The organism is Pseudomonas sp. PAMC 29040 (genome assembly GCF_003994535.1).
Taxonomy (GTDB): Bacteria; Pseudomonadota; Gammaproteobacteria; order Pseudomonadales; family Pseudomonadaceae; genus Aquipseudomonas; species Aquipseudomonas paraversuta.
Genome location: NZ_RZAA01000006.1, coordinates 226,882 through 253,044, shown reverse-complemented (window position 1 = coordinate 253,044; position 26,163 = coordinate 226,882). Strand labels below are relative to the sequence as shown.

Annotated in this window: 28 protein-coding genes; 4 read left to right on the top strand and 24 right to left on the bottom strand. The window is 55.2% G+C overall.

Annotation, left to right across the window (positions count from 1 at the left end):
* Window positions 1-5 precede the first annotated feature (5 nt).
* A complete protein-coding gene (locus tag WG29040_RS13435; protein ID WP_127196293.1) occupies window positions 6-917 on the bottom strand; it encodes a TauD/TfdA family dioxygenase in 912 nt (303 codons plus the stop codon).
* A gap of 482 nt (window positions 918-1,399) precedes the next feature.
* On the opposite strand from WG29040_RS13435, the gene WG29040_RS13430 reads away from it, so the two are divergent.
* Window positions 1,400-2,455 carry a fatty acid desaturase gene (locus WG29040_RS13430; protein WP_127196292.1) on the top strand — a complete coding sequence of 352 codons (1,056 nt, stop codon included), beginning with the start codon at window positions 1,400-1,402 and terminating at the stop codon, window positions 2,453-2,455.
* Window positions 2,456-2,534: 79 nt separating this feature from the next.
* The gene (locus WG29040_RS13425) at window positions 2,535-3,680 is read left to right on the top strand and encodes an EstA family serine hydrolase (protein WP_003442062.1); all 1,146 of its coding nucleotides are present in this window, start codon (window positions 2,535-2,537) and stop codon (window positions 3,678-3,680) included.
* 616 nt (window positions 3,681-4,296) lie between these two features.
* Here WG29040_RS13425 and WG29040_RS13420 read toward each other — a convergent pair.
* Window positions 4,297-4,725 carry a LexA family transcriptional regulator gene (locus WG29040_RS13420; protein WP_127196291.1) on the bottom strand — a complete coding sequence of 143 codons (429 nt, stop codon included), beginning with the start codon at window positions 4,723-4,725 and terminating at the stop codon, window positions 4,297-4,299.
* A gap of 151 nt (window positions 4,726-4,876) precedes the next feature.
* Between WG29040_RS13420 and WG29040_RS13415 the strand changes: the two genes are divergently transcribed.
* Window positions 4,877-5,569, top strand: coding sequence for an SOS response-associated peptidase family protein (locus WG29040_RS13415; RefSeq protein ID WP_127196366.1), 693 nt, complete (start codon window positions 4,877-4,879; stop codon window positions 5,567-5,569).
* Window positions 5,570-5,606: 37 nt separating this feature from the next.
* Here WG29040_RS13415 and WG29040_RS13410 read toward each other — a convergent pair whose 3' ends face one another.
* Window positions 5,607-5,816: a hypothetical protein gene (locus WG29040_RS13410; RefSeq protein WP_127196290.1), complete on the bottom strand. Its 210-nt coding sequence runs from the start codon at window positions 5,814-5,816 to the stop codon at window positions 5,607-5,609.
* A gap of 380 nt (window positions 5,817-6,196) precedes the next feature.
* On the opposite strand from WG29040_RS13410, the gene WG29040_RS13405 reads away from it, so the two are divergent.
* Window positions 6,197-6,832, top strand: a complete 636-nt coding sequence (locus WG29040_RS13405) for a hypothetical protein (protein WP_127196289.1) — start codon at window positions 6,197-6,199, stop codon at window positions 6,830-6,832.
* Here WG29040_RS13405 and WG29040_RS13400 read toward each other — a convergent pair.
* The 21 genes from WG29040_RS13400 to WG29040_RS13295 all read right to left on the bottom strand — a co-directional run bounded on the left by WG29040_RS13400 (window position 6,802) and on the right by WG29040_RS13295 (window position 26,162).
* Entirely contained in the window at window positions 6,802-7,329 is a 528-nt protein-coding gene (locus tag WG29040_RS13400) for a lysis system i-spanin subunit Rz (protein ID WP_127196288.1), read from the bottom strand. The genes WG29040_RS13405 and WG29040_RS13400 overlap by 31 nt on opposite strands.
* Window positions 7,326-7,871, bottom strand: coding sequence for a glycoside hydrolase family 19 protein (locus WG29040_RS13395; RefSeq protein ID WP_127196287.1), 546 nt, complete (start codon window positions 7,869-7,871; stop codon window positions 7,326-7,328). The genes WG29040_RS13400 and WG29040_RS13395 overlap by 4 nt, the downstream gene beginning before the upstream one ends.
* Window positions 7,872-8,433: 562 nt before the next feature.
* Window positions 8,434-10,152, bottom strand: coding sequence for a tail fiber domain-containing protein (locus WG29040_RS13390; RefSeq protein ID WP_127196286.1), 1,719 nt, complete (start codon window positions 10,150-10,152; stop codon window positions 8,434-8,436).
* Window positions 10,153-10,243: 91 nt separating this feature from the next.
* Window positions 10,244-11,062, bottom strand: coding sequence for a hypothetical protein (locus WG29040_RS13385; RefSeq protein WP_127196285.1), 819 nt, complete (start codon window positions 11,060-11,062; stop codon window positions 10,244-10,246).
* A gap of 7 nt (window positions 11,063-11,069) precedes the next feature.
* Complete coding sequence (locus tag WG29040_RS13380) at window positions 11,070-13,013, bottom strand: sialate O-acetylesterase (protein ID WP_127196284.1); 1,944 nt, start codon at window positions 13,011-13,013, stop codon at window positions 11,070-11,072.
* Window positions 13,014-13,086: 73 nt separating this feature from the next.
* Window positions 13,087-13,563 (bottom strand): hypothetical protein, encoded by a 477-nt coding sequence (locus tag WG29040_RS13375; protein WP_127196283.1) that lies wholly within the window; start codon window positions 13,561-13,563, stop codon window positions 13,087-13,089.
* A complete protein-coding gene (locus WG29040_RS13370; RefSeq protein ID WP_127196282.1) occupies window positions 13,563-16,631 on the bottom strand; it encodes a host specificity factor TipJ family phage tail protein in 3,069 nt (1,022 codons plus the stop codon). The genes WG29040_RS13375 and WG29040_RS13370 overlap by 1 nt, the downstream gene beginning before the upstream one ends.
* Window positions 16,570-17,004 (bottom strand): hypothetical protein, encoded by a 435-nt coding sequence (locus WG29040_RS13365; protein ID WP_127196281.1) that lies wholly within the window; start codon window positions 17,002-17,004, stop codon window positions 16,570-16,572. Before WG29040_RS13365 ends, WG29040_RS13370 begins: the two co-directional genes overlap by 62 nt.
* A gap of 2 nt (window positions 17,005-17,006) precedes the next feature.
* Window positions 17,007-17,486, bottom strand: a complete 480-nt coding sequence (locus tag WG29040_RS13360) for a DUF1833 family protein (protein WP_127196280.1) — start codon at window positions 17,484-17,486, stop codon at window positions 17,007-17,009.
* A 9-nt stretch (window positions 17,487-17,495) separates the two neighbouring features.
* Window positions 17,496-20,789, bottom strand: coding sequence for a phage tail tape measure protein (locus WG29040_RS13355; RefSeq protein WP_165878356.1), 3,294 nt, complete (start codon window positions 20,787-20,789; stop codon window positions 17,496-17,498).
* Window positions 20,790-20,846: 57 nt separating this feature from the next.
* Window positions 20,847-21,218 carry a hypothetical protein gene (locus WG29040_RS13345; RefSeq protein ID WP_127196279.1) on the bottom strand — a complete coding sequence of 124 codons (372 nt, stop codon included), beginning with the start codon at window positions 21,216-21,218 and terminating at the stop codon, window positions 20,847-20,849.
* Window positions 21,219-21,340: 122 nt separating this feature from the next.
* A complete protein-coding gene (locus tag WG29040_RS13340; protein WP_127196278.1) occupies window positions 21,341-21,598 on the bottom strand; it encodes a hypothetical protein in 258 nt (85 codons plus the stop codon).
* 29 nt (window positions 21,599-21,627) lie between these two features.
* Window positions 21,628-21,978, bottom strand: coding sequence for a phage tail assembly chaperone family protein, TAC (locus WG29040_RS13335; protein ID WP_127196277.1), 351 nt, complete (start codon window positions 21,976-21,978; stop codon window positions 21,628-21,630).
* Window positions 21,979-21,987: 9 nt separating this feature from the next.
* A complete protein-coding gene (locus WG29040_RS13330) occupies window positions 21,988-22,479 on the bottom strand; it encodes a phage tail tube protein (RefSeq protein ID WP_127196276.1) in 492 nt (163 codons plus the stop codon).
* Between the two features lie 57 nt (window positions 22,480-22,536).
* Window positions 22,537-22,902, bottom strand: coding sequence for a DUF3168 domain-containing protein (locus WG29040_RS13325; RefSeq protein WP_127196275.1), 366 nt, complete (start codon window positions 22,900-22,902; stop codon window positions 22,537-22,539).
* Window positions 22,902-23,375, bottom strand: coding sequence for an HK97-gp10 family putative phage morphogenesis protein (locus WG29040_RS13320; RefSeq protein WP_127196274.1), 474 nt, complete (start codon window positions 23,373-23,375; stop codon window positions 22,902-22,904). The genes WG29040_RS13325 and WG29040_RS13320 overlap by 1 nt, the downstream gene beginning before the upstream one ends.
* On the bottom strand, window positions 23,368-23,703 hold the full coding sequence (locus WG29040_RS13315) for a phage head closure protein (protein ID WP_127196273.1): 336 nt from the start codon (window positions 23,701-23,703) through the stop codon (window positions 23,368-23,370). The genes WG29040_RS13320 and WG29040_RS13315 overlap by 8 nt, the downstream gene beginning before the upstream one ends.
* Window positions 23,700-24,032, bottom strand: coding sequence for a head-tail connector protein (locus WG29040_RS13310; protein ID WP_127196272.1), 333 nt, complete (start codon window positions 24,030-24,032; stop codon window positions 23,700-23,702). The genes WG29040_RS13315 and WG29040_RS13310 overlap by 4 nt, the downstream gene beginning before the upstream one ends.
* Complete coding sequence (locus WG29040_RS24430; RefSeq protein WP_177412977.1) at window positions 24,029-24,289, bottom strand: hypothetical protein; 261 nt, start codon at window positions 24,287-24,289, stop codon at window positions 24,029-24,031. The genes WG29040_RS13310 and WG29040_RS24430 overlap by 4 nt, the downstream gene beginning before the upstream one ends.
* A gap of 37 nt (window positions 24,290-24,326) precedes the next feature.
* On the bottom strand, window positions 24,327-25,496 hold the full coding sequence (locus WG29040_RS13300) for a phage major capsid protein (RefSeq protein ID WP_127196271.1): 1,170 nt from the start codon (window positions 25,494-25,496) through the stop codon (window positions 24,327-24,329).
* 3 nt (window positions 25,497-25,499) lie between these two features.
* Window positions 25,500-26,162: an HK97 family phage prohead protease gene (locus tag WG29040_RS13295; RefSeq protein WP_127196270.1), complete on the bottom strand. Its 663-nt coding sequence runs from the start codon at window positions 26,160-26,162 to the stop codon at window positions 25,500-25,502.
* Window position 26,163 lies beyond the last annotated feature (1 nt).

The window sequence follows — 26,163 nt, the reverse complement described above, 5'->3', positions numbered from 1 at the left end:
GTCTGTCAGGCGGCGAGGTGTTTTTTGTCGGCTTCGGTTTGCGGCGAGCGGGTTTCGGGGGTGGGTTTGAGTGCCTGGCTCAAGCGTCCGTCGACGCCAAACGGCACATCACCGTCAATGGTTGTACGGCGCACAATGCGCTGCGCATCGCCGTAATCGTTGATCGCAATATGCTGGGTGGCGCGGTTGTCCCAGATCACCACATCACCTTCCTGCCAGCGCCAGCGGACGGTGTTGTCGACATGGGTAATACGGTCGTGAAATAGACGGATCAGCTGTTTTGAATCATTGCTGCTGACCCCTTGAATCTGTTTAACGAAGTGTCCCAACAACAAACTTCTCTCGCCCGACTCCGGGTGTACGCGAACCAGAGGATGTTCAGTCTCGTAAACTTCGGCGGTGAACTGTTCGCGATAACGCTTGAGCCCCGATTCATCGGTATTACGCGGTGCGGCGTAGTCATAAAGATTGGTGTGCAAGGCGCGCAAACCATCGGCCAGCAGTTTTAAAGGATCCGGCAGATCGGCATAGGCCGTTGCCGTATTGGCCCATACGGTGTCGCCGCCATAAGGCGGGATGACCACACCGCGCAGGATGGAAATCTTCGGGTAATTGGCCACGAACGTCACATCGGTGTGCCAGGAGTTGGCCCGGGTTTCCTTGGCATCCAAGTGCAGGATGGCAGTGCTTTGCTCGGCCGAACGCACGGTCGGGTGCGGTACTTGATTACCAAAACGTCGGGAAAATGCTTCGTGCCCGGCATCATCGAGATGCTGATCGCGAAAGAACAACACTTTGTATTTCAACAGTGCTTCATTAATAAACTCGAACGCTTGCTCACTGATATCATCGCCCAGTTTTATGCCGTCCAGTTGTGCACCAATTCGACCTGCGACGGGTTTTATTTGAATAGTCATCAAACCACTCCTGCCTTATGAACCGTTGTTGGCCAGATCATAAAGGCATAAAAGCAGCACTGACTAATCACAATTTAATATAAAGATATGCGAATCATCCGCTAGAACCAGGACGCTATAAAGCTTGATAAATTGTTATATAAGTCTGGTTGTAAGCTCATAACTTTTTCACTGGACCCTGGATAAACAGGTGGAGCCGGGGGTTGGAAAATTCACCGTCGCCACCACAGCTGCCCCCGGATTTACCTGAGTACCGCCGATTTTTAACGAAACAGGAGACGGCCACAGGGAAATAACGAGTGCCAGCTTTGACCCACATCATTCACCAAGCCACAGAGACAAGTTGATTGTCGGACAATACAACATTCTATATATCCACTCGTCAGATTAGACACTTAAAAAAACCGAAAACTTTGCTCTGTAAAATATATGTGCTTCTCTAGAGACGCTAACCCGACCCATCGTCTTCAAAGGATGAAGTGATGAATGCCTTATATAAAACCTCGACCAATCCGTTATCAAAAACAGAGCAAGATTCAATCAATGAGGTCACTCAGAAAATCACCCAACACAGTAACGAACTGCGTAAAAAATACCCCCTGCTCGGGTATCAAAATGTTATAGGCGCTAGCGTGATGACACTGTCTATCGCTGGCATGATCCTCTCTGGCACGCTGTACATCAAAGGCATAATACCCGCATGGCTGTGTATTGTGATCAATGCTTTATTAACCTCCTTCATACATGAACTTGAACACGACTTGATTCATCGCTTGTATTTCAGAAAGCAGCCCATTGCACACAACTTGATGATGTTGCTGTGCTGGATAACCCGCCCGGGAATGCCGAGCCCCTGGTTAAGGCGAGAGCTGCACTTTCACCACCATAAAGAGTCGGGCACAGACACCGATGTTGAAGCATGGATTACCACCAGCGGCAGCAAGTGGGGCGCCAAGCGGCTCCTGAAACTCATCGATGGATTTGTCTTTGGCATTGTAAATGCCCTGTTTGCGCCTACCTGGCGGGAAAAGGTCAGATTGACCGTCAAGGTGCTGCGCTTGAATGCCCCCATGGGACTGTTGTACTGGGGCTGCTGGTATGTGTTCCTGGGGTATCACTTCTATACATGGACAAGCTCATTAATGGGTTTTGCCTATCAGCCATCGCCCACCACATCGATACTGATGAGCGTGATCAACAGCGCCGTGGTTATCATCGTCGCGCCAAATATAATACGTCAGTTCTGTCTATTCTTTGTCAGTTCAAATATCCATTATTACGGCGATGTGATGCCGCGCAATCCCTTGCAGCAAACTCAAGTCATGAATCATTGGTGGCTATGGCCATTCCAGTTGTTCTGCTTCAACTTCGGCAGCACTCACTGCATTCATCACTTCGTGGTCAAAGACCCCTTCTATATCCGTCAAATGACAGCACCCTTCGCCCACAAGGTATTAGCGCAAGCCGGTGTTCGCTTCAATGACTTCGGCACTTACAAACGCTCAAACCGTTACAACCTGACTCAACCGGACGCTTGAACCCGTGCACGGCCCTTTAAGAACAAGGGTATTTACGATTTAAACGATGGCACAACTTTAAACACATGGAGTGTTAAGCATGGAAGCTGAAGGGATATGTGCGAATCAATTTGAAAGCGTCAAGCATGCTTTTGAAAATATCTTTAATGATCCGCAGGAACGAGGGGGAGGACTCTGCGTAAAAATTGGCAATGAAACGGTCGTGGATTTATGGGCAGGCTCATCAGACCGTGAAGGTAATAAACCTTGGCTTAAAGATACGTTGATCAATACATTTTGCACGGTCAAACCATTCGCTGCAGTGGCGGCATTGATGCTGGTCGAGAAAGGGAAACTGGAATTAGATATCCCGGTGGCTCATTACTGGCCTGAATTTGCCCAGGGCGGTAAAGATAAAATCACCTTGCGCCATGTGATGAGTCATACCTCCGGGATTCCAGCGTTAAGGCTCCCCAACCGCAACCCGACGATGTATGACTGGGAGCATATGGTGAATGTTCTGGCTGCCGAGCCTATATGGTGGCAACCAGGAACCGAGCTGGGATATGGAACCACAACCTATGGCTGGATCATCGGCGAGCTGATCCGGCGAACTGACGGCCGCAACCCCTGCACCTTTATCCATGAAGAAATCACCCAGCCCCATGGCCTGGAGGTTCATCTGGGCGTGGAGCAACAAGATTATTACCGCATTGGCCATTATGACGCGGCCAAGGGACGCATAGGTGACCCTTACTCGAAGAACTTGCGAACAGTAGTTACCACTCATTCGGAAGACATTTCGACCCTTGCCTTTACCAATCCGGGAATATCTCCCAAGCGTTCATCTGATCCAAAATGGTGGGCCTTCAAGCAGCCCGGTGCGTGCTCACATAGTACGGCAGCTGGTTTGGCCGGTTTTTACAGTGCATTACTGGCCGGGCAATTCATCGGCACAGACATGCTGAACGAATTCACCAAAGAGCAAAGCAACGGCATGGATCGCATCTGGAAGCGGCCAATGCGCTATGGCCTGGGTTGCATGATGGAACAAACGGCCGATCCGGATGCATCACACTGCATGGGGCCCAACACCTTTGGCCATATAGGGCTTGGCGGTCCAATTGCCTTCGCAGATGCTGATCGCGAGATCAGTTTCAGCTTTGTGACAACGACTTCAGGTGGGCACATGATGATTGATCCACGCGCACAGAACCTTGCAGCCCTTGCCTACGCGGCAATCTAAACACCCGAGGATCAACCTGATACACAGAGAGGCCAGCCCCGCAGGCAACTGCACAAAACCGCGACAAGCGAAGCCGACTCGATAGCAAGTCACCCCGCGGCACCCGGTGTAGTGTGTTGTATTACACATCACTACACCGGGACCCCATGCCTACTATGTCTGCGCGCATGCATGGCCAAATGACACACGCCCTCACCCATCTCGCCGAAGCCACTGGCCGCAGTAAATCCTTTATGGCCATCAACGCCCTGCTCGGTTGTTTACACACATATAAAGAAAAGGTCCTTCCAGGCAGCAAGAAAATGCGGCAAAGAAGAGAGTCTGCGCAGAGGTTTCCCAAACCCCAGAAACGACAAAGCCCGCCAAAAGGCGGGCTCTGCGGTGTAGCAATATGGCGGAGGCGATGGGATTCGAACTCATGGACCTGTTACAGTCGACGGTTTTCAAGACCGATATGAAGATCACAGCGGGCTGCGGCGTACAGCCGTGTTTCACTTCCGAAACTTATAACTTTTAGCTCCTCTACAACCCGCATCCTGCAAGGGTCATACCTTTAGTATAGGAACTGATTCCCTCCCCTCCTCGGCGTTCTGCCAACGTGCTTTATTATCAAAATTTAGCGCCCATGACTTCGTACGGTGTACGTGATAACTCCCCATACGGAAAACTCATCTCCCTCCATGATGTAACGGTCAGGGTAACGAGGGTTTTCTGATTTGAGGATTATTTGCTTCCCTCGTATGCAGAGTCGCTTGCAAAGCGGATCGTTATTGAGCAACGCCACTACTACATGGTCGTGAGCCGGCTCTATCGCCCGATCCACCACAGCCAGGTCACCTGAAAATATCCCGGCCCCTATCATGCTATCGCCGTCGATGGACACCAGGTAAACGCTCGGCGCTCGAACGCCCAGCAGCTCGTCAAGCGAAATAGGATTTTCCATATGGTCAGCTGCCGGCGACGGAAAACCGGCTGGAACCTTAAAGGAGCAAAGAGGCAGGCGAATGCCTCCTTCAGCAATTTGACCCAGAGAAGTGAAGCTCATGACGCACGCCTTAAGTTAACTGTATGTACATACAGTTAACTGCGGTAAGGGATTTTGGTCAATTTGTCTGTGGGGATTTTCGACGAGAGGAACATCCCGAGCACTTCAAGCTACGCTTTGCAAAGCGTTCTCTTTGCAAGAGGTCACCTCGATGTGCGGACGATTTGTGCAGTCTCAGGGCATATCTGATTATCTGGAGGTATTGGCCCCTGACCGGATTATCGTGAGCGGGTACGACAATCAGCCCATAGGTCGCTACAACGTCGCACCTGGTACGCGCGTCAGCATTCTTCACGGTGTTAATGATGGTCTGCGGATTGATCCCGCCCACTGGGGCTGGGCGCCGTTCTGGGCCAAGGGAAAACGCCCTGACCCGATCAACGCCAGAGTGGAAACAGTCACAACCGGGAAGTTTTTCAAGCAACTATGGCCCAACGGCCGCGCCCTGGTCATGGCTGACGGATGGTATGAGTGGGTCAAGGATACGGATGATCCTAAGAAGAAACAGCCCTACTTCATTCGCCTGAAAACTCAGGCGCCGATGTTCTTCGCGGCGTTGGCCGAAGTTCACACTGGGCTGGAACCTCATGAAGGGGATGGGTTTGTGATTATCACTGCTGCCAGTGATAAGGGAATGGTCGACATTCATGATCGACGGCCCGTGGTGTTCTCACCCGAGCATGCGCGAGAGTGGATGGGCAGCAACCTCGATCGGAAAGTCGCGGAAGAGTTGGCGTTGAGCTGTTGCCAGCCAACTGAGGACTTTGAGTGGTACCCAGTTGGAAACGCTGTGGGGAATGTGAAAAACCAAGGGCCCGAGCTGGTCAGGCCCCTGCAGTCATAAACACGAAAATTTGCAGTGGAAGTTGTACTCCGCAGTGCTAATGCAGTGTCTGCGATCCATCTGCAATCGCTCGGGGATGATAGTAGGTAACCGCCTGGTAGAGCGAGTCAGCCAACAAGCGGAGTCGTTCAATCTCAGCTAAAGGTTTACCTGCTGCTTCGGCCTCTCGATGCTGACGCATGGCTTCGATAGCCTGCAGGAGCAACGGCTCTCCTGCTTCGATCATTCCCAGTATTGTCTGTTTCATTTATGTCTGCATGTGCGCCTGTAAGATTACGTTATCCATGACCCCATCTCACGTTGGTGTACCTCTTCAAATGCGACGAAGTGCAACAGAGTTTCAGTGGTTATCGAGTCAAATGCGGATTCGCCCGGACTGAATGATGTGTTCCAGCTACCGCTTACGCACTATTTCCAGCCCCCCTCCGGCACTGACAACGAAATGAATCCAGCTTGACTCCTCCGAGACTATCAGGAGATGGCTTTTTGTCTTACCTTAGCCGCCACGCGATTTTCGGATACTCCAGGACCTTTTACACCTGGTCTTCCCGTCCGAGGTCACTCATTTTTTTAGCTTAAATCCTGTACCCCAGTCCTTCCGCTTATCTGCTAATCCAAGGATAAAAAATGATTCGTACCATCATCGACAAAACGGCAGAACAGTTAACGACAGCCTGGAGACACAACACGGTTATCGATTGGTATAACGAAAATTCAGCCCCGAATGAAATGAACATTCTCGCTCGGTTTGCAAATGCAGCAGCAGAGACCTGGAAAGAAGCCACGGCCTTTTATGAGGTCATGATCGACAATGGCCGAATTGATTTATTGATCATTTCACCAGAAGGGATTTTGCTTGTAGAAGGAAAAACCACATTCCACTCTAATACAACATATTTAATAAAATCTCTAAACAGTCAAGTTGAGCGGGTACATGGCACCAACGTAGGAATGCGACGCCTGATTGACAACAAGATACCGGCATACTGCCGTGAACGCTGGAATTTAGAAACGCCACCACCCATGTATGTAGTTACGCTTTCTTGGTGTAACTCCAAAGGGCTTAAGGCTTGGGCGACATCTGACAAATGGAGCGAGTCGATATCTGGTTTCACCTCTGGAGACACGCCATTTATTTTCAGTGAATACGAGCACTATTTACTTTTCAAATACAAAAAAACAAGCGGTATAACGTGGCTTGAAAACGATACCCTACCAGCAAATGACAGCCTTCAATTCAGCGCCGAGACCTCTTTGACGTAAGCCTGGCAGGCCTGCAGCGCGATCAGTCCTTGATCGCCATCGCCAGTGATTCCGATAATTCGTTGAGCATGCGCTGGGTCAAGTTGGGCTCTATGGGCTCCATGAACCACGCCGCTGGCGCCGGTGGTGGCTTGCACTCCGTCACGACTAACTGAGTCGGTGGCGTCGAGTAGGACTGACAGCCGCAGGTCAGCAGTAGCAAGGCGATCACGCAGGCGTGCTTGTTTGGTTTGTTCATCGCTCAGGGCTCGGTAATGGGATTGATCGATGGCTGCCAGCCATTGCTCTAGGGCGAAGCGCTTGCCCTGCTCTGCCAGAATTTGCGCGGAGTTGGCGTTGGCCAGATTGGTGCGCTCGGTTTGGCGGTCGGCTTCCTTCTTGGCCAGTTGCTGGCCGTAGGTGCTGGCCTGCCACGCCCATGCGGCCCACGCGCTGCCCGCCATCAGGGCCAGGATGATCAGCAGTAACCCGCCCCACTTCACAGCATCGATCCTCACGCCAACACCTTGAGCGCCCGGGCATATAGCGCCTGCCGATCGGCCGCGCCGTTCTGACCGCCATTGATGCGCCGAGTGATCGTGTCGAACTTGCCCGCATCGGCCAGACTGTTGAGCCCCTTTGATGCCCAGTACCAGGCTGCAGACATGCAGGCATGCTGCGGTTTCTCCAGCAGCTCAGGGTGATTGACCAGGTCAAGGCCCAGGGCCTCACCGCACTCGACGTAGTTTGCCCGGCCGGTGATCTGGATCAGGCCACGACCACGGTACTTCTGACCGTCACCGTCAGCCTCTGGCGTGTTGCCCAAGCGTCTGGCGAGTGAACCGGTGTCGTACTTACTCAGGTATTGGTCACTGCCCATTTCGCGCACATAACGGAGCTGGCCAGACTCATGCCCGATCTGGGCGATAAACGCTGCCACGCGCAGTGAGCCTACGATCTGATAGCGCACCATCGCAGTGTTTAAGACAGGAACAAAAACGCCGGCTGATTGGCCGGCGTTGGGAAGGATTTGCTGCAGCTGCAGCGTAGTGATGGGCATTACATTTCTCCAGAAATGGAAAGTCCTAACCTTGCAGGCATAGAGGTCATGAAAGCTTGCTTGCTATGCTTACTCAGCCAATGGTGGCTATACGAGGTCGAAGACATGAATAAAAGACCTAAGAGGGGATGGATTTGGGCGTACCGACTGATACGCAGCGTGAAGTGCTCCCCACTGACTGCCGCCTATAGGGCAACGCTGTACGTGACTCGAGGCGATACAGGAACGTTTTACAGCGAAACCACCTATAAAGAGTTCCGCCTGCGTCGCTAAATTCTCGCTCGAGTTCACCCGGGAGCTAGGTTGGCTACGGGTTTAATTAGGACTTAGCTAAACGATTTTGAATCTTCTCGGGCCTCTTGCCTTTGGACTTGCCTTTGCCCTTCTGGCCGTATTTAAGACTGGAACAAAAACGCAAGCGACTGGCCAGCGTTCGGGAGGATCTGCAGCAGCTGCACGGTAACGGGCATGGCTCTTCCTAATTTAAAACGCCCGCGCAATGCGGGCGTTTTGGAGTTACTACAAGCTTTCGTGACTAAGCGCATCTCCTGAGTGGAGAGCTCTACTTCGCCTCAAGTGCAGCCAAACGCTCTTCTAGCCGCTTTAGGTTGCGAGACAGTGCTGCACACTTCAAAGCGAGGAACTCAGTCAGACGAACGTTGTAGATGTCTCCGGCTTCGAGAGCTGGCTCCAAAAGTGTTCCGTCATCGTCGTAAACCGCTTCTTTTGCCTCCCAGACATCCTTGCCTAGAACACCCAGCTTAAACGGATCAACACCGTTACGTTCGAAACATTCCTCGAGCTGCTGGGCAATCACTCCAGCATGGTGCCTGGCATTATCGCCCTTATCTTCCACTCTATTAATGAGTCGATATGTGACGATGCCAGTCTCTTCGACAGCGTCCAAGATCTGATCGGTAGGCGCCTCAACATCCTGTTTGGCTCTGATATCAGAAGTAACGGTAAATGCAACCTGAGTAGCACCGCCTGACCAAGGGTGTGACGAGCTACCGCAAGTAAAGGCATTCGCATTCACTGGCCGAAAATTCTTGTACGTGATTGTCGTATCTGTACTCACAGCCAGGCCGGTTACCCCGTCTACTCGGAGGCGAACCGCCGTACCCGCGAGCGCATCAAGGCGCAGTTCTCCCGAGGTAGACTCTAGATTTAGGCTGTTTCCAACACGCGCGAATGTCCCTACGGTAGAGGTAACCCCACCTGCAACAATACCCACTTTGTTTGGATAGCCGGAATCACCAGCCCCGTACAGATTAATACCTGCGCCATGCGCACCGTCGATATCACCGCGGATAGACAGGAACTGGCGCCCGGCTGAAGTCGATGAGGTAATAGCGCCGCGACGATTCCCATCCAGAAAGATCGTTGATGCGTAGAGCGAGTTTTTCATTCCAATCCCGTATATACGAGCAAAGCGCGTACCAAGATCACCGCTAATAACGCCGACACACAGAGTTAAGCCCGGACCATTACCCAACACGGCCAAGCCTTCCGGCTCATAAACAACACCCGAACCATCAAGAAGTGCTTGGCGTCTTCCCGTCTGGAAATCTTCATCCGAAGAAATCAGAGTACCTTCAATGGTGTACTCCTGAAGTCGCTTCCCCAAATTAATATTGTTGTTCCCTGCCAGCAACCAAACCACCTGTCCATCGCTCGCAATTCCCTGCGTTGGATGGTCGCTGTCTACAAGGCCCTGGGTATCCCACTCATACAGCCACGATCCAGAGTAATCACCAGGCCCACCATCGACAACATCGGCCAAACGCCAGATTCGTACCGTTGTATTCGTTCCGCCTGTGCGTGTTCCGTAAGCGACCAACAAAGACTGACCATGACTTATTGTTGGCGTACAGCTTGTGTTGCTCTTAAAGTCGGAGCCGAACAAAGTGTAAACTTCAATATCCGCCAATGGCCCCCCGTCTGTGTAGCTATAGCGGACGGCCTGACGGGAGTTTGCATGCCCAGTAGTCCACAGGCGAAATGCACTCCCTTCCAAATACTCCAAGCCAAGCCCTTGATGACCTACTTCAGAGCTTACCGGCGTCGAGTACCCCGCGGAGTTTTGCTGGATCTCACCATCGAGCGAAAACCGGTTAATCGTCGACATATTGTCATTACTTACTCCGTTGAGCTGGAGTGTGTAGATGTTTCGCGTGCGCTCATCGAAAGCAAACGACTGAACGCCTATACTTTTGCCTCCTGGCCCCGAGAGCGAAGCTGCGTAAAAAAACAGACCTGCGTTAGCATCGTATACGGGCATGCATATCTCCTGCTTATGAAAAAAGCCCGCGTGATACGGGCTTACAAATGACGCGCATCACCGCTTAGGCGAACGCAATTCGCGGACTAGCTTAGACTATGTCGTAATCAGCCTTCATCGCAGCAATGAGACTCGCGATCGCACTGTCCGAGGACTTGGCACGCAGCGACTCGCCGAAGATGAATGTGTCACCTACCAAGTTATCAGTCAGGCCAGCCGTTGTAGTTGGCATCCCGATTGTCACGTACCCGGTACCGCCAATTGTGTTGCCCCCCACGACACGCTGTACTGAACTCCAAGTAATGCCATCGAGTGAGAGGCTGACCACTCCAGTGTCGTTATTGAAATCAATCGCGACTACGCCCCAACTAAGAGAGGGAGGCATGTTAACGATAGAGAAAGGAGAAAACGTGCCAATACCTACGGATAGCATTTTGCTCTTGTAGGCCTCGGTCGGATTGGCGGCACCGGATGCCGTCAGCATTTGGTTGGCTAACACACCTTCCGCACTAAATCCGTTGAGTAGCTGTCGCGTGGTCGTGTAAATGCTGCCAGTCGAGGTGCCGATATTGAATGCGACCACGATCGTGTAAGACGCCGTTGCGCTGCCGTCTGGCAGCTTGAGGCCCATGGCGCTGGACAATACAGAACCGCCTACTCCCAGATGACCTGCTCGATTGAGCAAAGCCATATTGGCCTTTCCCGCACCTGTAGTGATCAGTTTGGTTCCGGTGACTCGACAGCGGCCTTGCAGCCCTTCGCCTGCGACAGGGTTCAGCTCATTGGCGCTCACGGCATGCTTGAGATAAGGCATTCGCATAGCCACCCGATCGGCCGCCGACATAGTGATACGTGGAGCGTTTGCTCCTGCCTGAGCAGTCACGCCCGACAGTACGATGATTTGTCCCATTATTTTGTTACTCCACGCTGATAATTTGGTGGCATGCCCAGTTGTAGAAGGGGTTGCCGAACACATCCAATTCAGTATTGCTGTCACGCAAACAGCTGCGCGGCCCGGTAGTTGGCCCGCCCAGGGCGCCCGAGATACCAATATCGGCAATACCTACGCGAGGGTTGGCACCGGTTGGCACGCCCGATAGCGTCAGGGTGACGGTGTTATTGCCATTGACCTGGGCACTCAAAACCGTCGCGCTGCTGGTGCTGTCAATCCACCGAAGGCCCAAGTTGCCCGGGTCGGTTACATTCGCCGTGTCACGCACCAGGGCGCCCACCGGTGTGTGGAAACTAAGCGTGACGACTACCCCGCTACGAACCGCCTTCGTGCAATACGTCGGCAGCCAAGTCTTTCTTGCAATGACCGCTGCTGCCGCCGCTCGGTGCATAGCTCCGAGTTGCACAGATCCCTTTCCAGTCAAGTGCACGCCATCGGTGTGGTAATCGAGCCAGTACTTCGGACCGGCGCAAATGAATTTGGTCGGATTCTCCAGCGCTGCCTGCAGCTGCTCATGAGGCACATAGCTGGTCGTCACGTTCTTGGTAGTCCAGCTACTCATCTGGCACAGCACCAGAGGGATGTTGGGCTGGCCACTGATTGCACCGATATCGGTGGTCAGGTCGGTCTGAAGCAGAAGCAAGGCTGTCAGATACGCGCCCTGGCTACCGTTTGTGTTTGCTTCCCCTTGGATCCAGTCAACAAACGGAACCTCATAGCCGTAACCGCGAGCTGTCGCGTCGGCCTTGCACTGCGTCACTGTGGCGATCAGATTGTTGTAGGAAACGGTTCCCTTGGACAGGTTCTGAATGGTGGTCGCCCCTATGCCATGGCAACTACCAATGACCCCCGCGTCGGCCGGCAGATCGCGATGGCGCGCCAGGCTCGCACAAAGTTGAGCGTGCGGCGCTTCCTGCAGGCTCGACACCAAAGGCTTCAATGGCAGGACGCTTTCAGGGGCTAACTCGACCGCTTGTAGGGCATCGCTTTGGCGCAATCCCACTGCAATGGTAAACACGCGGTTCGCGACAGGAGGTTGTGTGGTCAAAATTTCAGAATGAGTTCCAAGCCCCAAGGACTGGCTGCTGCTGAGGATATGCAGCCAGTTGCGAACATACGGCGCGACCTCACCGTATACCGGCTGGTCTTGTTGGACATGCTGCACATTCGTACCCACTCTCGACATATAGCGAACAACGCCATCAGAGGCGACAGGGTCCCAATTGTTGCCAGCGCCCGTAAGCTGGTAGTTCATGCCATTCGCGAGCAGCCAGATATCCGAAAGACCCGAATCGTTTACCTGGTACGGAACCACATTCGCATCGGAGGCCACGCCGAAAACAACGGTGGTACCGTCCCACCGGTGGCCCAGCAGGACAATGCCATTTACATCGGTTTGCACATAGCGCCACTCTCCACTGAGAAAAAACAGGCCGGGCAGCTCATCAAAGATACCGGTGGCCACGCCGCTGTTTTTTACACCGAGTATCGGATAGCCGCGCCCATCGGCTACGCCCCAACCATAGGCGGTGTCCAGCATGCGGGAAGGGGCAAGATCCAGTGCTAGGTTCGACTGGTTGATGCTAAGTTGCGCTGCATAGGCACTTGGGAATCGACCTCGCTCGATAGCAACTCCGTCAACGTTCTGATAAAGGATCAAGTACTCCTCATCATTTACCGACGGAACACTGAAGAAGCTACCGTTGACGGTGCCAGCCAATCCACCTGCAACGGTCAGGTAAATCATGGCTCCCGCCATCTGCGTCGCCAAATCCGCAATAGCCTTAGCATTGGTAGGCCGCATAACTCCGCCACCCACATCCATCATCTTAATCTGGTCACTCAGTAACAGCTCGTTCGCCGTATCGATCGTGACCGTCAAGCGCGCCAGATCAGTTGGTCCGCTCATATTTACTCCAGGCGAAAAAAAGCCCACTCAGTGGTGGGCTATAGAATTGAAAATTGATCTGTGGATCGAGCGGTTAAGTCGCACCCGGCCAGGATTTCGTGTACCAGCGCTGCAGCAGACTGCGCAGCTGCGCATTCATAACGCCAATGTCCATGCCTGCCAGCAGGTCAGTAAGTTCGGCCTCGCTGATGATTGGCAATTTGAACAATTCAAGCTCAGCGGTGAAGCGCCACAAGTCGACGCCAACGAGAAATGGTCCTTGGTAAATATCGGTGAACTGGGCCTTTGTCAGCTCAAGACCCATCGGGCTCTTAACGGGGCAGAGGAACCAATCAACAGCATTTATACCGTGCTCGAACCAACCCATGAACAACTTGGCTTCCGGCCCCTCCATCAACCAAGACACTGCCACCCGTGCAGGAGTACTTCGCCAGACGCGGCGGCGACGAGATCGACCGGTAACCATTGGCGTACTGGCGATCGGGCTAATTTGCGAAAAACCATAGCCCTCCCTCTGTGGCAGGGGCAGGCCTTCTGGATAAGTGAGCATCAGGCAGCCTCTGGCGCAGTTGCGTGGTCGTAGGTGTAGACCCGAGAGTCGTACGGCATGCCCTTCATCGCCACCCCGCCATTCGATGGATCGGCAGAAGTCACCAGCACCGGATAGGCCCATTTTTCAGAGGGCCCAAACATGAGGTGAGGCGGCTCAAGAACCACGCTGTCAGCAGCCAGCTCAAAATCCAGCTCGTCGACCCGGATATGGAATTCGTCAATCCGGTAGGCCGGATACGGACCGGACAGTGTGCCGTCCAGACGCCTGATACCTACTTTATGATTACCGCCCGCAGACCAGTCCAAGGGTTCAGATGATTCCAGTACAACGCCTCCCGGCACCGTCTCGTCCCCCAACAGAATGGCACTCTGGCAAAGCCCAGGAGTATCGCTCGCAACGGCGCAGAAGCTCAGATAACCAGAGTTACGGCCATCCAACTCTGTCGACCAGGTGTACGTGTCTTGCCTGAACAACTGATGCCCACGACGGCGCATCCCCCACCGGTAGGCCCGGTCTCGATCCGTCACCCCGGGCAGCTTGATCTTCTCCACCTTCAGCCCGAGATCACCCGGCCAGCGGCACTTGACGGTTTCCCATGCCCAGCTTTTGCTCGAGAAGTACTCAACGTCCACACCGTCATAGTCATTGATCGAGGGCAGCGGACCGCTGATTTTCAGGGACTGCGTCATGTTCTGCGGCGAATAGGTCTGCGTCTTCGGGCCATATTCGCGTTCAAAAATAGCCCGGGGGACATCCCGGACCGGTTTGATCTTTCCGTTGGCGATCGTCAATTCAGCCCAGCCGCAGGCCAGTGCGTTATTCAGCACCTCTTTGACGATGCTCGTGTCATCAATGGTCTCGTCATAAAACTGGCCATCGGCGACGCAGGCCGCGTGGAGCTGGTCAAACTCTTCAAGATCAATATCGGCATCGGTGTAGCCCGATGACTTCAACACATTCAGAACCCACGGCACGATATCGCGAGTCGGTTCAAGATCCTCCCGCCAAGCACCCCCACTGCGCGAAAGCAGCATTCGGGTAGCCTCCAAGTTCACTTGGCTTTCTGATTGCGCTGAAAGGCGGTCACCACCACGAATCTTCACCGACATCACGGTCATGCCCGGATAACTCGCGGGGCGCACCTGACGCAGGCCGCGCAGCCCATACCACATCATGTCATCCATGACTTCGGCCGAGTTGACTCCGCCAATCTTGGGCATGCGCTTGATGCGGCACTCAGGCCTCATCGGGTAAGGCAGTTCATGCCGAAACGTGAAGCCTTGAACATCGCGAGAGTGACCACTCACTGTTTGTGGCAGCACTGTCCAGGCACCCGCCACGTCCATATCCCGGTACTCGAACTGGTGAGAAGAGGTGACCGCATATTCATAGCCCGTCTTGCCAATGCCGATCAGGCCATTAGTCGCAGACACTGAATACTCAATGGCGGTGACCTTCTCCCCTACCGGGCTGCATACGAAAGGTCCGCGGTACCCACCCTCAAGGTTCGAAGGATCGAGATTGATCACCCCGCTGACGCTTTCCAGCAGCTTGAATCCGGGCCAATTTTCATCTGCAGAGCCCTTAGAAGTCAGGCGCTCTACCTCCATGATGGCGGGCCCGAAAGCCGTAATGCGGTACCGAAGACCACGAGGACCAATGCTGGCCAACCCAGTGCCCAGCGCCAAACCGTTGGCCGGGGTGCCCCCTTCATAGTTCAGGGTCATCTGTGCAGGTCGTTCCGGTGTGCCGCTGGATTCAGCGGTGCCGGTGCTGCTAACCGGGCTGGTACCGAAAAGTGTCGAAGCCGAGGTTGTCAGCGGCAAACCGTTGAACACGGAAGTTTCAGTGATCAGCAGCCGTCCAGATGAAGCGCTGGCAATGAAAGGTGCAGCCCCCTTGGCATTGTTAAACGCTGACACCAGCCCCGCGAGATCGGTCGTCGCTGTGTCCAGGGTGACAGGGTATGTCGTAGCGCTACGGCTCACCGTGAACGACAGAGGCGTCACATCAAAATCGTAGCGGGCAGGCGCGCCCGATCCGCGTAACGTTGAAGCGGTACCGGCCGTTGGCGGCACTGCCGGTGCAAAAGGCGTGTAGCTGTTGACGACATACAGCCCACCATTAGCCCCCACTACCTCAATCGGCATTCCCTCTTCGGGGTTGAGCATTTCCAGTGGGCCTTGGACGATATCCCGCCCGGCGCCGCCATCGATGACGGTGTATTCGTAATAAGCCAGCACCCGAATCACCAGGCCACTGGCCCAATCAGTCGGGAACGCCCCCGCTCCCGCAGGAATGGAAATAGTCTCTCCGTTGAACTGGTAAGCCGATGCCGTGGCCGACGGCGTGATGTTGCTTGACACCGTCAGCTCGAGGCCTGCCGCTCCGCTTGAGCTCGCACCCACCTCGCCCACGTTGAACCAGAGCATTGAGGCGGTATCGCCCAACACGTTAGCACCAGGTGGATAGATCGTGACGCTCGCATCGGCACCTAATGAGATCAGCGGTGTTTCGCCCACCTTGATCTTGTTGATCGGGATTTCCAGATACCCGGCCGAGACGTACAACAGCATCTCGATCCACTGCTCCCGCGGGGAAACAAACCAGGTGCGCGGCTCAGCCAGATAGGACGGGTAGACCTTCTGGTGGCCGGCGATTTGGCGAATGGTGTCGCCCAGTTTGACCTTGTTGCCCTTGGCGCTTGCCTCGGTCAGCGGGTTGCCCTGGGCAGTCGACGTTGTCGGCATGCCGGGCATCTTCGGCATCATGGCTTTCATGACCGCCTGCGCACCTTTGAACAGTGCATAGGTGATGCTGAATGGGTCAGTACCCTTGGGCTCGCAATAAATCTCGACCTGGTCGGAGGGTTTGAACACCACCTTATGCCAGCGCTTTGCTTCGATCACTTCGTCGTTGAGGATGATGCTGATGGGTGGCGATTCCATGCGCTCGTAGCTGGGCGACTGATCGATCAGCCATTGTTCCAGCGTCATGCGGCGGTCAGTTTGATACGTGACCATCGGCGCCGAGCCGGCCATCTTGTTCGGGAAAAATTCGATCACGGTAGAAGACCACCCTTGGAAAGTCAGTTTCAAACTCACGGACCGTGCGGATGCGTGCACCACCCGGGTTCGTGTCCAGCACCTTCAACCGGCCATCGGCCTCGATCACCACGCCCACATGCAGGCACAGGGCCCCACGGAACACGGCGGCAATAGCGCCCACCTCGGGCGCGCACTCCTCCATGCCCTGCTTGAGGTCGTGATAGGCGTGAGTGTTTTCGCGTAGCCGGTCCTTGCCCACGGCGCCGAGGCTGGGTAGCAACGGCAACCCCAGCAACTGGTGGCGCACCGCAATACACAGGCCCCAGCAATCGTAAGCAGCAGGTCCCCGGCCGCCATCCCGGTAACGGGCGGATAAGTATTTTTTGAGCATGGTTAGATGTACGTCAGGCCAGGCGCGACCAGCGTCGTGAGCTTGTCGCGGGGATATCCGGTGTTGAGCAGGTCGAAAAAGCCGCAGGAAAACGTGGCCGTGTTGTCGGCGTACTCACGATTGAGCACCGTGAGGTGATACACCGACGTCGGATAGCTGAGGTCACTTTCGAGATACTCGCGATGAATCATGAGGATCCGCTTCCCTGCAGCCTTGTAGCCCTCGACGACCTTCTGCACATCACCCGTGGTGTTATCCAGCGCGATGTTCAGACTCTGGTAGCCGCTGCTGTCGTTCTTGGGTAACGCATCCTCAATTGCGATACCCGGAAAGGTCAGCGTCCTGCCGTCCTCCGTACCGCAGGTCCAGTCATCGAAGCCCTGTGAAAAGAGCATTGAGTCAGGCTCACCTTCTGCCCGGGTTTCGATGGTCTTGATGATCATGTCGCCGCCGGAGGCGTAGCATTGTTCGATCGGGTTCACTACTGCCTCCTATCCTGCATGGCGTTTCAGGTTGTAAGTAGACTCAAATGCATCAGACGTTTCGTTACCGCCAGATCGGATTTGCGCCACAAAAAGACTCAGGGATTCCGTGCCGTCTGAGTTTCTCCCGCGTTCAACTTGACCAGCTTTGTTTGGGTTTTCGATCAGATTTACGGTCAGACCTTTTCCACCTGATGCCCCGCCTTGCGCGACCTGCTCCAGGGTTCGATCCAGCTTTGCACTGGTCTGAGCAGTAGTAACCCTCTCACCCTTTTGCAGCAACCAGGTGCCGGTTTCCGGTACCGCATCGATGCCGTCGTGCGCCATACCGGCCACAGAGCCGATCATCCCCATAAAACTGCCTGCTGCCCCCAGTGCGGAAGCCGCTGCCGCCGGCGCCGCAAACGGGCCAACGATTGGAATGGCTGCCGTCGAGGTGAAGGCGTTCAGCGCCGCCATGGCCACTTGTGCGGTGCCCCATTGAATGAGCATTTTTAACGCAGAGCTGGCAAACGTCGCCGCCATATCAGTGAAAGAAAGTTTGCCGGTGGTCACAAAGTTGTACAGCGCGTCATTCATGCCAGAGAAGGCATCGGTGAACATGTCCTTGGTCTGGCCGGAAATATCCCGGCTTTGATCCAGGTAGTTGTTCCAGGCATCGCCTACTCCGTCCATCCAGTTGCTCTGGGCCGCATCAAGCTGGTTGTAATAGTCCTGCTGAATCACCATGCGCTCGGCAAGCGCTTCGCTGAGTAGCTCGGTTTCCCGTTCGTACAGCTCCTGGCTGATATCACCCGCATTGCGCTGTTTGAACAGGTCGGAGACCTGCTTGTCATGCTCCTGCTGGATTTCCAGATCAGCCTGAAGACGCTCTTTCAGCTTGTCGCCGGAGCCCGCGCCAGACAGTTCAATTTTGAAGCCCTGACTGAACGTTTGGTTGGTGTCTTTCAGGGTTGCGCCGAATGCTGCCAACTTGGCGGCGTCTTCATTGGCCTGTTTCAACTGTTTCAGGCTGTCCAGTTCGACAGCGAGACCTTCAAGGCGTTTTTGTTGCAGGGTATTGATACCGACCAGTTTCCCGCTTTCAATCTCAAACTGAAGTTTGGCCACTTCTGTGGCATTTTTACGCGCATCTGTGGTGGTATTGATCAGCTCGATTTGACGCTGATAATCCTCTTCCGTAGATGCAAATTTCTTCTGCACCTCGGAAACAGACTTGGTATCGGCCTTTTGTGTTTTGAGGCTGGCATTCACCTTGTCGATCGCTGCAGCGTGCTTGAGCGCTTCTTTTTCAGACTCAGGATCCAGCTTGAGAATGCCTGCGGAAAGCTGTGCCTTAAGTTTTTCAACCTCGGTAAGTTTCCCCGCGACGACGGCCTGTTTTTTCAGGCTATCCAAATAGCTCTGGCCCGCCTTATCACTGGCAAACCGCACACCATTCAACTCAGCCTGAGTTTTCTGAATGGCACCTTTGAGCGCCTCGACCCGCTCGCCAGCCTGGTCCAGCGGCAAAGCAAAAGGTACGTCGCCGCCCGAGTCAGCGCCTGCCTGCAAGCGATCGTACACCTCCTCAGCATTTTTGAGCTCGGACTGAAGCCCATCAAGTGTTGCGCTCAACTGCTCAAACGAACGCTTGCCCAGGTCATCAGGCAGCATCCCTTTTACCGCTCGACGAATGCGCGTAGACGCATCATCAAAAGCGTTCGCCGCTTTGCTCGTGCCCTCTTCAGCTTTGTCGCCAAAGTCCAAAAACGAATAGGCGATCAGGCCAACTGTAATTATCAGGCCAGGCCAGCCAGCGGCCAGAGAGAGCAAGGCGCGGCCTGCTTTTGCAGCCATCGCAAAACCTGCGCCAAGGGCAGTGCTACTGGCGGCCCATGCGGCCATTGTTGATGTTGCGGCCACTTGCGCTACGGCCAGTTGACCATTGACCACGGCCAGCGCTTCAGTCGCAGCAGTTCGCTGTGCCAAGGACGCGGTGACGGCCCCTGAGCCGGCAATGGTGGTGGCCGTCAACTGCGCCTCGGCGGCTGTGAGCTGACGAATGATCGCCGTTTCTGCCAAGCGCAGTTCGGCCATTCGGGCCACAGATTGTTGCCGGCCAATATCGGAAATTTGCGCACGTAGGCGCTGCTGTTCCAGTTCAAGTTCGGCCACCAATGACTGCCGAACTGTTTGCAGACGGGCCAAATCAGCTGTCTGCACCTGGCGTGACGCCAGGACCGATGCTTCAGCGCTGGCAACAGAGCTTCGTGCCCGCGCCAAATCAGCAACAACTCCCGCCTTTACAGCTTCAAGACGGCGCACCTCGCCCGCAGTTGCAACAGAGTTTGCCAAGGCAAGCTCGGAGGATGCCTTGATGTTGACGCCCATTGCATAGGCGTTGCTGATCAGTGCTCCTGCTGTTCTGCCCAAAACAACCAACAGTCCAGCTTCCAGAATGCGGGTAAAGGTTTGAAGTTTTCCAGAGTCCAGGGCCGCAGATAAATCCAGTACTGCAGTCACAAAAGCCCGGGACACGCCAAGGATGTTGTCCAGCGTACCGATAGCACGTGTTGCGCTGTTCTCAAGAACAGTAAACGCACCGCTGATGGTGGTTTGCGCCCGGGCAAACTGATCGTCAATTGACTGGGTTTGGCTAAGAATGGCTCGAAACAGTTTTTCGGATGTAATTGACCCGGTTTCGCCGAGCTTTCTCAGGTCGCCTACTGCTACCCCCAGACCATCAGCAATTGAGCGGGCGAGCCCGGGAGCTTGTTCAAGCACCGAATTCAGTTCTTGCCCGCGCAGTACGCCAGAGGCAAAAGCTTGCCCGAGCTGGACCAGTGCCCCTGCTGCGGCACCGGCAGACACGCCGCTGGCCGACATTGCCTTACTGATGGACTCAGTGACCCGGATCATTTCCGTCTGGCTAACGCCCAGTGCACCAGTGGTTGAAGCGATCCGTTGGTATAGCTCTGCCGTAGGCTCAAGCGCCGCCTGGGATCGCTGTGCCACCTCAAATACTTCTTGAGAGACCTTGACCAGTTCTTGCTGGCTCACGGTCACTTGCTTGAGCCGGTTCTGAACCGAGGTCCATGTTTCGGCGTAGGCAATGAGCTCCCGTGTGCCCAGGTACCCAACCGCAGCCACACCAATTGATTTAAGCGAGCTAACAATCTGGCTGCTCGCACTTTGGGTCGATCTCTCGATTTGGCCCATGCGGTTTGTTGCCGTTCGGGCGGCGCGATCCATTCCCTGTTCAAAACCGCCAATACGCGCAATGAGATCGAGCGTCAGGGTTCCCAGTGAGCGCGAGGCCATTTAATTTTCTCCAGGCGAAAAAAAACCCGCCGGAGCGGGCCATATTTCAACAACGAATCAAAAAGTGATCGCCATCAACTTCTTCCATGTACCACCATCAGTTGTAGCCATGAATTTTCGGCCATCCTTCAAGTAAGCAGCAAAAGCTACTTCCTTCTTGTTGCCGCCAAGCAACATCCCGCCAATTGCCCCGATCGGGCCCAGCAAAACGGCCCCTGCCACACCCCAACCGGCTGTGCCTGCAAGTTTCTTGACCTTTTCCTCATCGAGTAACTCAGTTCTCTCAAGCTCCAGCCCAAGGTTGATGGTCTCTCCTTTCCAAGGATGATCCTTGGTGCTTGCCCGGGTCAGAATCGACGTCCCAAACATGCCGGAATACTGCCAGGCACCTTTATCAATATCACCAGCTTCAACTTTAACTGTCGCCATACGCCCTCCTTGATTGATGGCTTAACAATAGCACCGGCTAATGAGACGCAGGCCATAGCTAGCGGATTACCAGAGTTACCACAGAGAATAAACGGGAGAAAAAGGACCCAAGCGCATGCAACTCACTGCCACGTAGCCATAGCCTCTTCCAGGCTGATCGTCACCTGCGCCTGGCTGTAAACCATGAAATCGCTGAGATCCATTTTACCGCCGGCAATCCTGCTGGTCAGGTGGGTCAACAGCGCGAAGTGACGCTCCATGCGCCGGTTTTGATCGAGAGTGCCGTACTTTTCCCGGTAAGCGATCCAGTCCAGCACTTCGCGGTGGGTCAGCCGTTCCTTGGCTTCGGCAATGGTGCTGCCTCCGATGCGGTTCAGCACCAGTTCGTGCCAGAACTCATCGGAGGCGCTTAGTTTTTTGCCTGATCCTTCCCGGTGCCGTTGGCTTCATTGACCGCGGTGAGGATGGCAAAGCCCAGGGACGACTCCAGGCTGAAGGCGTCTTCGTAGCTAAGGGCTTCAGCACCCTTTTCACCCAGAAACACACTGGCCGCGATGTACTTGGCGTTGCGGCTTTGCTCGGCTTCGTCCGGAGCAAACAGTCGTTCGATGACACCGAACGACTGGCGGCGGATATGCACGTTGAATTTATCCGTCACGTCCTTGCCGGTGGCCGGGTCGGCGTGGACCCAGGTGACTTCTTTTTTAACCAGAGCGCCGTCGACGATGCCGCCTTTGGCTTTGAGTTGCTTGAGGTTCATGGAAAGCCCTTAAATGGTTTTGAGAATCCAGGCGAGGCCACCCGAACGCTGGATGGAAACGGTCGAAGCAACCACGGCGTTTGCCGCGAATGAGAACGGGAAGTCGGCCACGTACCCCTCAAAGGCACACCAGGTGCGCGTCTTCGGGAATTCAAAGTCGTCACCTGCCTCAGTCAAGGTCGGAGGTGCTTCTCCATCGGCCCAGCCAATGGCCCACTTAATGTTGTTCTTGCCGTCCTCTTCGGACAACTGATGCACGCGGACGTGACTTGCGTTGGCAGGATCGGCGTTGAGGCCAACGGATGCCTGCCCCGGGGTGCGCAAACCCTTTTTGTAGCGTCGATCTTTATGGCTGAGGCAGGTGTCTTCGATCTGGTCTGCCGGTGAGCCCGCCGGGTCGAAGGTAGTGATGCACTCCACCTCCATGACGGTCAGCGGGCCGGTACCGGGCGCGGCCTGCACGAGCATGTAAGCCTGCGTGCCCTGTGTAAGAACGGACATGGGTGTCTCCTTTAAACGAAAAAGCCCGCACAAGGCGGGCTGGGGATCGGTGTTGGTTTAGCGCGGTACCAGCCAGTCCACATCGAAGCTGTAGCGGTAGGAATTGGTGACCGGATCACGGGAGTCGCCACCCCAGCGCACAATATTGGCCTTGAGCTCAATGGCGTTTCTGATGGCTTTGGCCGTGTCACGCGCCTGTGTCACGGAAACGCCATAGACATCAATTTGCAGGCTGTAACCGTCGATGTCCGGGCGTTGCGCCAGATAGTTTTCAGGGTTACCACCGACCATTTGCCATACCACATAGGGCTTGGCGACACCTTCGGGCGCTTCGCCAAAGGGGTAGATGCGCACGGGCGAAACGCCCAGCAAGGCCGTTACCGCCGGGTCGGCGGCGCACACAGTGAAGATCGGCGCGTACATCAGCGAGCCCCCAGCAACGCGTTGATTTCAGTGTTTAGCACCGCGACAAACCGATCAGTGACCGCCTGCACGCTGCTGGAAAACGCCGGGCGCATAAATGGCGCCGCCGGATTGTGCTCGGTACCGAACTCGATATAACGCCAGTGTCGGGTGTCGCCGCCTGGGTTGCCGGAGGCGTCCTTGCTGTGCTGGTTGGAACCCGAGCCGCCGCGCACGCCGACCCGCATCACCACCCCGCCTTCGCGCTTGGACTGCTTGCTCGACTCCTGAGTGATCAGGTTGCGGAACACCTTCTCTTTGGTGGCTGGGTCGTCGATGGCCTTGGCGTTGGCTTTCGCGGCGTCACGCACAATGTTCATCGCCGCCCTGGCCGCTTTGCGCAGCCCTTTCTTTTGCAGCCGTGGGCCAAGGGTGCGCATTTTCTCGACCACACCATTGAGCCCTTGGATATTGAACTGCATACCGTCAGCCATCATTCACCCCCGTTGCGACAACAAGGGTCAGATACTCCAGGCCCGAATTTCTGTCCGGGAGCGGCTGACCGATGATTGTGAAGATTTGCCCGCGATGCAAGATGCGCATGGTCGGCAGCACGCCCGGCCGGTAGCGGATGGTGATCCGCCCGCTGGCCTGGGACTGACTGGCTTGCGCGGCAATCAGGTCGCGAGCGCTGAGTGGGTCGACTGCCGCCCATACACGCGCAAACTCGACCCAGGCTGTTACCACCTCGCCTGTGACCGGATCTTGCTGTGCGGTTTGGTGCTGGATGACGATCGGATGTCGCAGATCCCCCGCTCTCATGGCTCAGGCTCCTTTCTGGCCGGGCCAGTGAAGTTGCGGGACGACCACAGCAGAGACTCGACGCCGAGCGGCACCTTGTCCGCCGTAGTGCCCACAACAACCGCTTCGCGGACAGCATAGGAGTTGCCAAGCAGCAATAGCAGCGCTGATTTGAATGATGCGGGTATGTCGCTGGCTTGAAGAAATGCGGGGTTGTCGCAGAACCACAAGGCCCAAGCCAAAGCAGATTCGGCATACAGCTCGATCAGGTCGTCGTCTTCCTGGTGATCGACCCGCAGGTGCTTGCGCATCAGCTCAATCGACAGCAGATCCGCGACGTTGATGGTCATTTTTTCGAACCTTTCTTCTCAAGGTCGACCGGAGTTGTGGGCTCTGGCTCTGGCTCTGGCTCTGGCTCTGGCTCTGGCTCTGGCTCTGGCTCTGGCTCTGGCTCTGGCTTCAGGATTGGAGCGGCATGGATCTCTTCTGCCAAGCCCATTCCGATCAATGCTTCTGCATATTCATCGTTAACCTCTCGCACTTCGAACTGGTTGAAGCTGCCAGCGTGATAGTGCGAGAACTGACGTAGTGCGCGAATTTTGGTCATAACGATACCGGAGCAGTTTCCTGCCCCGTCTCGATAATCAGCCGCCTGCAGCTGGGGTGAAGTTGCCTTTAATGATCGCGGTTGGACGGTAGTGAGCCAGTGCCAAACGCTCTTCACACAGGATGGTCAGCATGTTTTTGACGAAGTTGTCGCGATCCTGATTGCTGACCTCGACCGTGGCGTCCATGCGGTCCCATACCTGCGAAGCGAGGTCGAAACCACCAACGGTGAAGGTACCCAGCGCCTGGGCCTTGGTGGCCACCACCGGCAGGCCCCACATGACCTTCGCCGCGAATGCAGCTGGACCGCCGAAGATGTAGCGGCCATCCGCGTCTTTCAGCAGCGCGATTGCGTGCCAGTCGCGGGGGTTGAGGATCAAGCCGGAGGCTTCAAACTCGGACTCGCTGGTCTGGAAGATCGCATGGGCAATCTGGTCGGCGCGGGTATCACCCTCGACATCCAGGCCTGCATCATAGGAAGTCGCCACCTTGTTCAGGCCAATCAGGTTATCGCCCGTGCCGTCACCGTTGAGCAACTGACCCTCTTCTACCAGCGCCAAACCGAACAACAGACGATTGTTGACGTAGGACTCCAGCATCGGTGCGTCATCCATCACCTGGCGCGAAGCCTGGATCCAGTGAGCGATGGTTTTGACGTTGGCGGTTTCTTTGGTGAAGGTCAGCTGAGATTCAGGCTTTAGAGTGCCTTCGGCCACAGATGCGGCGCTGTTGACGAAAACGTTTTCACGAACGTACTCGATTGCATTGGACGTGGTGCGGCCCTGAGCCAACAGGTCACGGATGGTCAGACGGCGCAGGCCGGGCATCAGGATGCCTGGGTTTTGCTGCGTCTGAATCAGCGTGCCGGCGGAGCCCGCGCCACTGCCCAAAGCCTTGTTGAATGTCTTCACGTCAATTTTCCCGGAGGTCGAGCCGTTCCAGGACTTTTTAAGGTCTTCAGCGGTGCGCTCGGCGAAGGACTTTTTGGTCTCAGGGTTGTCCAGGCTGCCAGCCGCCAGTTTCTGCTCCAGATCAAACAACCGGGTGCTGGATTTAGTCAGATCGGCCTGGACGGTCTGCAGGTCGGTTTGCAGTTTTTTGCTGATCTCGCCGGTGGCGGCGATCTCTTTTTTCTGTGCATCGAACAGTTGGGTCATGTTCGTTTGCGCGGTTTCGATTGCCTTTTGGATATCAGCCAATTCGGACATGAATTAGTTTCCTACAGATGGGAAGGACTTGATGCGATTAAGGATCGCGTTGATTTCGCCACCTTCGGAGTCGCTCCGAACTGCGGACTTGATGCGGGCGATAAACGCCAACGCTTCCGACTTGGAGAGCCCGGCGGAGTCTCTCAGCCAGTTCTCCGCATCACGGATGGTTTCAATGGTGTCCATGCTCTTGAGCGCCGATACCGTGGCCTGCTCATTCGCGGGGAAGGTGCAGATGCTGATTTCACTCAGCCGGGAGACGCTTTTGAACGAATAGCCGGTCGCAATGGGCGCGCAGTCACCTTTGGCCGCAGAGAACCCCACCGACATGCCGACAACGGTGCCGTGGATCATTGCCGCCTTGAGGGCGTCCGACTGCGGGTTACCGGGGGTCAGCTCACCCCGGACATGCAGGCCAGTGCTGTCTTCCGACAGATCCAGCCACTTGCCCACCGGAATTTCATTGCGCCGGTGGTTGAAGAACATCGCCACCGCCCGGGATTGGGTTTTCAGTGCGGCAGCAAAGGCGCCCGGCTCAATAATGTCGCCGTCGCTGTCGACCACGCTGAAGACGCTGGCATAGCCTTCGAAAATGCCCTGGGCGCCGCCGCTGGAAAACTTGATTGCGGCCTGATCGAAGGCCAGTGTTTTGCAAATGCTCGGCATT